The organism is Variovorax defluvii (genome assembly GCF_039541515.1).
In the GTDB taxonomy this organism is placed as follows: Bacteria; Pseudomonadota; Gammaproteobacteria; order Burkholderiales; family Burkholderiaceae_C; genus Variovorax; species Variovorax defluvii.
Genome location: NZ_BAABGJ010000054.1, coordinates 1 through 8,838, shown reverse-complemented (window position 1 = coordinate 8,838; position 8,838 = coordinate 1). Strand labels below are relative to the sequence as shown.

The 8,838-nt window shown below is 67.2% G+C and carries 6 protein-coding genes; 3 read left to right on the top strand and 3 right to left on the bottom strand.

What is annotated here, in order from left to right; genetic code table 11:
* The 3 genes from ABEA07_RS16490 to ABEA07_RS16480 form a co-directional block, all read left to right on the top strand.
* Positions 1-184: hypothetical protein (locus tag ABEA07_RS16490; protein WP_345539183.1), on the top strand; the 184-nt coding region annotated here is incomplete at its 5' end.
* Positions 185-217: 33 nt separating this feature from the next.
* Positions 218-1,936, top strand: coding sequence for a ShlB/FhaC/HecB family hemolysin secretion/activation protein (locus ABEA07_RS16485; protein ID WP_345539182.1), 1,719 nt, complete (start codon positions 218-220; stop codon positions 1,934-1,936).
* Positions 1,936-5,751, top strand: a complete 3,816-nt coding sequence (locus ABEA07_RS16480) for a two-partner secretion domain-containing protein (RefSeq protein ID WP_345539181.1) — start codon at positions 1,936-1,938, stop codon at positions 5,749-5,751. Before ABEA07_RS16485 ends, ABEA07_RS16480 begins: the two co-directional genes overlap by 1 nt.
* Before the next feature lie 337 nt (positions 5,752-6,088).
* Here the strand turns inward: ABEA07_RS16480 and ABEA07_RS16475 are convergent, their stop codons facing one another.
* The 3 genes from ABEA07_RS16475 to ABEA07_RS16465 form a co-directional block, all read right to left on the bottom strand.
* The gene (locus ABEA07_RS16475) at positions 6,089-6,388 is read right to left on the bottom strand and encodes an immunity protein TriTu family protein (RefSeq protein WP_345539179.1); all 300 of its coding nucleotides are present in this window, start codon (positions 6,386-6,388) and stop codon (positions 6,089-6,091) included.
* A gap of 232 nt (positions 6,389-6,620) precedes the next feature.
* On the bottom strand, positions 6,621-6,929 hold the full coding sequence (locus ABEA07_RS16470) for a hypothetical protein (RefSeq protein ID WP_345539178.1): 309 nt from the start codon (positions 6,927-6,929) through the stop codon (positions 6,621-6,623).
* A 25-nt stretch (positions 6,930-6,954) separates the two neighbouring features.
* On the bottom strand, positions 6,955-8,838 hold a 1,884-nt coding region (locus ABEA07_RS16465), incomplete at its 5' end, for an RHS repeat domain-containing protein (RefSeq protein ID WP_345539176.1).

Genomic DNA, 8,838 nt, shown 5'->3' with positions numbered 1-8,838 from the left:
TTTCTTTGGTTACTTTCTTTGGCGAGACAAAGAAAGTAACTCGCCCGCCGGGGCGAATTCCCGGCTCCTGCGCCAAACACCCAACAAGGCAAAAACAAAGACCCGCGTGGCCAACCCCAGCCTCCCGACCAACAACAAAAACAGCGCCAAAACAAAGGCCCAGAGCCCCCACCCTCTCCCGTAGGAAACGGGTGCAACCCCAAACGATGCCCCTCCGATGAGCGTGCCCTTCCGCAAGCCTTCCGTCGCGTTGCGTCCCGTCCCCTGGGCCGCATCCTCCATCGTGACGATCGCCCTGGCGCTCTTCGTCCAGCGCGTGCATGCCGCCGGCGAGGAAGCCGTCACGCTGACGCCGACCAGGGACCCGTGCAACAGCTGCAGCCGCCAGGTGGCCCAGGCCGCCGCACAGCCACCGCAGGCTCTGCCCGCGGTGCCGGCACCGCAGGCCAGCTTCCGCCTCAACGACCTGCGGCTCAACGGCGCCCAGACCCTCGGCAACGAGGAACTGCAGGCCATCACGCGCACCTACATCGGCCGCGAGGTCACGCTGGCCGACCTGGAATCGCTGGCGCAGGCCATCACCGCCAAGTACCGCGAGCGCGGCTATTTCCTCGCGCAGGCGGTGGTGCCGGTGCAGACCGTCCAGGGCGGCGTGGTCGAGATCAGCGTGATCGAAGGCCGGCTCGGCAAGGTCGACGTGCTGGTCGCGCCCGATGCGCCGATCAGCGAAGCGCGGGTGCGCAGCTTCCTCGCGCCCTTGCAGCCGGGCCAGGCGGTCAACAGCCAGCAATACGAGCGCACCATGCTGCTGCTGTCGGACCAGCCCGGCGTGCGCGTGGCTTCCGGCCTGCAGGAAGGCACCGAGCCCGGCACCACGGACCTCACGGTCGAGGTGTCGGCCGCGTCGCGCTGGGTCTTCTCCGCCGAGGCCGACAACCACGGCACGAAGGAGTCGGGCCGCTACCGCGTCGGCGGCACCGCTCGCTGGCTCAGCCCCTTCGGCATCGGCGACAACATGGACCTGCGCGCCATGGTCTCCGACGACGGTCTCTGGTTCGGCCGCGCCGCGTACGAGGCACCGATCGGTGCGAGCGGTCTGCGCGCCGGTATCGGGCTGGCACGGGTGCGCTACGAGCTGGGAGGCCAGTTCTCCGACCTGGATGCCCAAGGCCGGGCCGACGTGTTCGACCTTTCGGTGAGCTACCCGGTGATCCGCCAGCGGCAGCAGAACCTGTTCCTGCGCCTCACGGCCGACAGCAAGAAGCTGCGCGACGAGATGCGGGCCATCGACTTCACCTCGAACAAGCGGGTGCGCGGGCTGGGCCTGGGCTGGTCCTGGGAACGGCGCGACGAACTCTGGGGCGGCGGCTACTGGGCCAGCTCGGGCACGCTCTACCGCGGCAAGCTCGACATTCGCGATGCGCAGAGCCGGGCTTTCGACCAAGGCGTCGGCGGACGCTTCACCGAAGGCGACTTCACCAAGCTCACCTTTCTGGCTTCGCGGCTGCAGTCGATCATCCCGCGGCACTCGCTGTTCCTGTCGGTGGGCGGGCAGTGGGCCAGCAAGAACCTCGACGCCTCCGAGAAACTGTCGCTCGGCGGCGCCCGCGCGGTGCGCGCCTATTCTTCCAGCGAGGCGCTGGTGGACCAGGGCTGGATCGGCACCGTCGAGTGGCGCTGGTCCTACAACGAAGAGCTCACGCCCTTCGTGTTCTACGACGCGGCGCGCGGCCGGCTGGCGCGCGACCCCGGCTTCTTCGACACCGGCTCGAACCACCTGAGCCTGCGCGGCTTCGGCCTGGGCGTGTCGTGGTCGCGGCCGGGCAACTTCGCCATCAACGCGACCCTGGCCTGGCGCGACGGCACTCGCCCGGCGCAGACCGACGGCGGTGGCCGCAACCCGCGCCTCTTCGTCCAGGCGCAGAAGAGCTTCTGATGACCACCCGCTCCACCCCCCGGCCCCTCCGCTTCCCCATGCGCCCCGTGGCGCTGGCGCTGGCCTGCATGGCCGGCTCGCCGGCACTCGCGCAACTGCCCACCTGGAACAACTTCGTGGTGCGCGGCGGCAGCGTGTCGGTGGGCAGCGGCCCCGGCAGCCTGCCGCTGACCGCGGCCGGCGTGCCCTCGGCGGCGGGCACCATCCTGCCGATCACGCAGGGCACGCAGCGCGCCATCATCGACTGGCAGGGCTTTTCCATCGGGCCCGGCCATGCGGTCAACATCGCCCAGCCCAGCGCCGGCAGCGTGCTGCTCAACCGCGTCACCGGCAACGAGCTCTCCACCATCGCCGGCGCCATGAATGCCAACGGCCGCGTGTTCCTGGTCAATCCGAACGGTGTGCTGTTCGCGAACGGCTCCAGCGTCCACGTCGGCGGCCTGGTCGCCTCCAGCCTGAAGCTGGCCACCAGCGACGACGTCTTCATGGGCGGCAGCGAGCGGCTGGTGTTCCGGCAGGACGGCGCAACGGCCGGCACGGTGCAGAACCGGGGCAGCATCACCGCGCATGGCAACGGCGCAGGCGGCGGCACCATCGCGCTGGTCGGCGCCCGGGCCGCCAACAGCGGCAGCATGGTGGCGCAGGGCGGCACGGCGGGGCTGGTGTCGGCCGACACCGTGACGGTCGACTTCGCGGGCGACGGCCTTACCACCTTCAAGGTGTCGCCAGGCCTGTTCGGCAGCGTGGAGAACAGCGGCCTGGTGCAGGCCGACGGCGGCCGCGTGGTGTTGATGACCACCTCCGGCAGCCAGGTCGCGCAGGGCGTGGTCAACACGCGCGGCGTGCTGCGCGCCGACACGCTCGCATCGCGCGGTGGCGAGATCGTGCTCGACAGCGGCAGCTCCGCGGCGGGCGTCACCATCAACGGCGGCCTGCTGTCGGCGGCCGGCAACGCGCCGGGCCAGGCGGGCGGCGCGATCGGCGTCGACGGCCGCACCGTGCTGCTGCAGCCCTACGTGCCGCCGGTTTCCGGCGCCTTCGGTGTGCCGACGCCGGTCGACGCGGGCCTCATCGACGCCAGCGGCGCGGCCGGCGGCGGCAAGGTCCGGCTGCATGCCGCGGCAGTCGGCGGTGATCCGGGCACCGGCGCCATCGCCGTCGCCGCCGGCAGCCGCATCAGCGCCGATGCCACCGCCGCCGGCAACGGCGGCGACATCCGCGTGCTGGGCGAGCGTACCCTGCGCGCCTACGGCACGCTCAGCGCCAAGGGCGGCCCGGCGGGTGGCAACGGCGGCTTCATGGAGACCTCCGGCGGCTATGCCGTGCCGGCCGGCGACAACAACGGCGGCATCGACCTGGCGGGCCTGCGCACCGATGCCTCGGCACCCATGGGGAAGGCCGGCGAATGGATGATCGATCCCTTCGACGTCACCATCGTCAACGGCGCGGGCAGCGGCAGCCTCACCGGCAACCCCTTCGTGCCGCTGGCCGCCTCCACCATCCAGGACGGCGACATCAACGCCGCCCTCAACAGCGGCACCAGCGTGCGCATCACCACCGGCGCGCCGACGGCCGGAAGCCCGTTCCTCGGTGACATCGTCATGGACGACGTGCAGATCGAGTACAGCGCGAACAACGGCCCGGTGACCCTGCAGCTCGATGCGCACCGCAGCGTGCGCGGCAACTCCGCCTCGTCGATCGCCTCGATCGGCGATCCGCTCAACGTGATCTTCAACGCCGACGTCAACGGCGGCGGCGCGGCGACCGGCGGCGGCCAGGTGAGTTACAGCGGCACCCTCTACACCAACGGCGGCAGCGTCACGATGAATGGCGCCTGGGCGAATGAAAGCAACACCATGTGCAGCGTCTGCCTGACCTTCGCCACGATCGACACGCGCACCGGCAACCAGCAGCTTTCTCCGGGCATTCCGGGCGGCTACACCGGCGGCAGCGATGCCGGCACCGGCGGCAATGTGCTGCTGCGCGGCGTCAGCACGGCGGGCGACCCCCTCTTCAGCAGCGTCGGCGCCGTGTTCGTCCAGGGCAGCGAGATCCGCACCGCGACCGGCAACATCACCATGTTCGGCAGCCACAGCGCCGGCAGCGGCGTCCACATCGAGAACTTCGCGTTCTCCGAGACCATCGGCACCACCAGCGGCAACGTCTCGATCACCGGCATCGGCAGCTTCAGTCCCAACAGCACGGAAGCGCCGGGCCACGGCGTGGTCATCAATGGCGAGACCATCCGCACCGTGGACGGCAACATCACGGTGAGCGGGCGCCGGCTGGCCGGCGGCCAGGCGGTCGGCGATGGTGTCCTGCTGCGCAACGCCGCGCTGCTGCAGACCACCGGCACGGGCGACATCGTGGTGACGGGGCAGTCCGACGGCAACGGGGCCGGGGTGCGGATCGCTCCGCCGGCCTCGGCGACCTCCGGCCCGGGCGGCGCCATCGACGGCAACCGCAACGTGGTGCTGCGCGCGGTCAACGACGGCAGCACCGATGCGCTGGTCATCGGCGGCACGGTGGACGCGGGCAATGTGCTCGACCTGCGGCCGGGCGGTGTCGACCTGGCGGGCAACGCGCTGGACCGCACCGACGTGCCCATCTTCCTGGCCAGCGCGGCGCCGGGCTTCGGAGTGTCGACCACCGAGTTCGGCAACCTCTTCGCGCCCCGCATCGTGGTCGGCAGCGACACCCATGCCGCGAACATCACGGTGCAGGGGCCCTTGCTGCTGCCATTGGCGCTCACGCTGCAGAACGGCGGGGGCGGCAACATCCGCCTTGCCGCGCCCGTCTCGGCGACACAGCTGGGCCTTCAGAGCGCGGGCGACATCACGCAGGCGGTCGGCACCTCCATCTCGGCCAGTTCACTGCTGGCGCGCTCCACCGGCGGCAACGTGCTGCTCAGCCAGCCGGGCAACGCCGTCGACGTGGTCGGCGGCGGCGCGGCCGGGCGCTTCGAATACACCGATGCCGATGCCGTGACGCTGGGTTCGCCCACGGTGACCGGATTCGGTGCCGCGTCGAACCTGCCGCAATCCGTCTCGGGCGGCACCGCGAGCGCGGGCCAGATGCTGGTGCGCACGCTCGGCGGCGACCTTTCGCTGGGCACCGACGCCACCAGCACCGGCGGTGCCGACCTGGTCGCGGCGGCGCGCTTCCAGAACCTCGGCGCGTACACCATCGCCGGCGCGCCCTGGCGCGTGTGGGCCGACACCTGGGTCGGCGAGACGCGCGGCGGCCTCTTCGGCTCGGGCCTCCTGCCCAACCTCTACCACTGCGCGTACCTGGGCCTGTGCACGGTCACGGTGACGCCGGCCGACAATCATTTCATCTATGCGCAGCAGCCCACCGCCACCGTGGTGATCGGCAATGCCTCTCGGCGGGGTGGCGCGCCGAATCCGCTCTTCGCCTACAGCATCACCGGCCTGATCCTGGGCGACACCGGCGCCGGCTTCACCGGCGCGATGAGCAGCCCCGCCACGGGCTTCAGCCTGCCGGGCAGCTACCCGATCAACGGCAGCTTCAGCTCGGCCGAGGGCTATGCGGTGAACGTCGTCCCGGGCGTCCTCACCGTAGGGGGAATGGTGGAGCTGATCAAGCCGGACCTGGTGCGCGAGAACCCCACCACCTGGGTCTACGACCGCAACATCGGCCCCGCACCCATCTGCCTCGCGACCGGGCCGCTGGACGGTGATCGCGCCGCGCAAGGTGGCGACGTGCTGGCGCGCGAGTGGTCGCGCGTGCGCTCACGGCCGAACCTCACCAATTGCATCGACACGGAGCGGCGCAATGGGTGCGCTGACTTTTAGGTTGAGAAGTGGCACTCGGGCCAGTCCGAATGAAGTAAAGGTGGGCGGGCGGAAAGTCGGCGTGGCCTGCCTTGCTCCCCATCAATATCAGCGCCATACCGAGACAGCTCAATACGCCACGGAAAAACGCGAGGCATGTGCTGCGCCGAATCGATCCCATGAGTCGCCCCCTCTTCCTTGACGGGTTGTTTGTTGTTCGGAGCGCGGACCATCGCCAAGGTTTCAGAACGTAACGGCGAGGGGGATCAGTGTTCGGACGCAATGACGCGGTCGGTCCTCGATGGATGGCGGCGAAGCAGCGTTTCGAGGTTATCGCTCGATGTGGAGGAGATCTGGGTTAGGGCAGATCGACACGCAGAGCCCTGAATACCGGTGCAAAGAGATGCGAAAGATCTCGCCCTTCGTCGATGAGTCCGAAGCCCGAGTAGATCGTTCGCCCCGTTTCACGGGCGCTGACCTCGGCGTCGTAGTCGCCACTGTTCCAGAACGTGATGCGTGCGATGGCGAACGGCGAATCGAAGTCCAGGCGGGCCGAGGGGTTCTCGGGCTCTTCGTTCCCGGTGAGCTGGATTTTCAAGCTGGGTCCTGCGGTGTGGGATTGGACGCGCTGAGCCCAGGTGATGAAGGTGTCCAGCATTTGATCTCCTAGCGTACGTGGTTGTCGAATGGGTGCCGGCTGCGGTCATGCGGAGACAGTGTCAGGAGCGGACGCTGCTGGGGGGGGGGAACTCAGCCTTCGCGGGCCGATTCTGTTATGAGTTCGACTGACGTTCGTATCGAACTCTTTGACGTTTGGTCGAAAAATCTATCCATGGCCACGGCCTGACCCTGATGAGGTCCGAGGGTCGCCTGAGACTCGTTTGAGGAGCTCAAGACGGATAAACCTCTGGGAAGTGCTCCTCCTCAATCAGGTGCATGGCCCAAGCACGGATTCGATATCGCCACCTCACCCAAATTTCATTTGCATCCGCAAGTTCACCCAAGGAGCGGTTGTCTTGCTGCGATACGGTGATGCCCATTTCTGCCCATTCGTTCAAAGGTTCAAAGACGAAGCGGCTTTCTCGCTTTCGGATCGTGAGCGTTCCGATTGGCTTCCAATCATCTTCGGGATTGAAGTCGAGCGACACCACCGAATAAACCGCAGCAATGTCATCATTGGCTACTCGTCGCAAGAGCATGTGAGTACTCAAGGCCATGGGTGTTCTACCAGTCTTTTCCAAAGACCCCGTGATTCCGAAACACAACATCGGGGTGGTACAGATCCCTCTCCCTATTCTGATGGTCGCGCAGAACTTTTTCGTGGCTTCGCTTCTGCACGGTTAGCGCCTCCTCGAGCGGGAGTCTTCGGGCTGATCTGCACAGCTCGGCTTCTGCCATCTCGTGTCGATAGAAGGCAATGTCCCATGAGCTTTCTTCCCCTCGCCTCAGTCGCGCAAGCATTTCGCGATTTGGCGCATCAAACGGGTCCGTCTCAAAGTCGGCGCCTTGAAGACCTGCAAGCCACCGCAAGTGAGCTTCAATGGCAGGAAGCCCCAGGTACTCCGCGAGTCCAAACGGATCTTTCTTCGTCAGTGGATTGCCACTCACATGCCCGAATCGATTGGGGCCTCCGGCCCATCCGATCGGATCGGCCTGCGTGTATCGGCCTATATCCATCAGGCTGCGGAAGTAGTTGTACCGCAGCCCTGACTCCACATCAAAATATTGGCCTGCTCCGCGCAGGTTGAAGACGAACTCAGCAAAGCCGGTCGTCCCCGGATTCGGATTGACCTCCAGATTCGCAAACCGGTACTTCGCGATCGCCGGCTTCTCGTCCCCAAAGGCCGAGTAGGCCCATTGCCAGACCGCCTGGCCGCTTGCATCCGTGATCCGCCTCGGCGTGTTGAGGTGGTCCGAATGCACCGCGAAGAACTCGCCATTGATCACCGCCGCAATCGGCATCGGCCCGTTGGCGGTGGGCAAATAGATGTAGTTGGTGCTGCCCGTGCTGTTGGCCCCACCCGTGCCCGTCTCCGCGATCACCCGGCGCAGCGGGTCCAGGCCGTACCGGGTGCTCTGGTTCAGGCCGTTGGTGTCGCTGATGCTTTCACCGTTGGCGTCGTAGCCGAAGGAATTCGTCTGGTTGGGGCCGTCGGTGCGGGCGGAGACGCGGTTGTCGTCGTAGGTGTAGGCCACCGTGCGGCCCGTCTCGGTGACCAGCACGGGCAACGAGAACGTGGGGTGCCACTGGGTGGTGACGGTCTGGGCCTGCGGCGTTCCGGCGGCACGGGTCACCGACAGCGGCAGGCGGCGCGCCACGTCCCAGGTCGTGGTGGTGACCACGCCCTTGAAGTCGGTCTCGCTGGTGATCAGGCCGTTCGCATCCTGCACGCGGGAGGCGGCGTCAGCCTCGCCTTCGCCCGAAGGCAGCGAGCCTGAGATCACGGCCAGTTTGCCCGCGTTCGTCGCGTATCTGTAGCGCCGACTCGTGCCTAACGGGTCTGTCACGATGGCTGTGCCTGCGGATGGGTAGCTGAGGCTGTATGTCCCCACGCCCCCGGCCAACACGGTGACACTGGCTCTGCCCTGCGCGTCATAGCCGAATGTCGCCAAGCTGGTTCCGGTCTCATCAACGATGCCGGTCAGGCTCAAAGGGTAAACGGAATCTCCATACTTGAAGCGCCTGGCCCTGCCGTTTGGATAGGTGATCGTAGAGAGGCGCCCGGCGCCGTCATACGTATAAGCGATGACGCGTCCGTCAGGTGTCGTGGCAGAGGCGATATTGCTGCCTATGTAGGAGAGTGCCAGTGTTCGGCCGAATGCGTTGGTGACGCTTGTGAGCTGCCCCAAGCCGTTGTAGCCATAGGTGGTTGTCCAACCGTTGCGCGCGACCACGGTCTGAAGTTTTCCGGAGCCATCGAAGTTGTACGTCTTGTCGTCGCTTGCGCGATGCCAGGACCAACTGCCATCGGACTGCGTCAGCGTGTCAGCGCTGGTGTCGGATGTCCAGGCTCCGGTGATGGAGGTGCGACTGAAGGTCCGTACGTAGCCTTCCGGCAAGGCAATGGTGACATTCAGCGGCCCAGCGCTTGGCAAGGCCGCGAGTCC

Excerpts from the sequence above, each read along its gene's own strand:
- ABEA07_RS16480 (WP_345539181.1), top strand. The coding sequence starts at position 1,936 with ATGACCACCCGCTCCACCCCCCGGCCCCTCCGCTTCCCCATGCGCCCC.
- ABEA07_RS16485 (WP_345539182.1), top strand. The coding sequence starts at position 218 with ATGAGCGTGCCCTTCCGCAAGCCTTCCGTCGCGTTGCGTCCCGTCCCC.
- ABEA07_RS16470 (WP_345539178.1), bottom strand. The coding sequence starts at position 6,929 with ATGCTCTTGCGACGAGTAGCCAATGATGACATTGCTGCGGTTTATTCG.
- ABEA07_RS16475 (WP_345539179.1), bottom strand. The coding sequence starts at position 6,388 with ATGCTGGACACCTTCATCACCTGGGCTCAGCGCGTCCAATCCCACACC.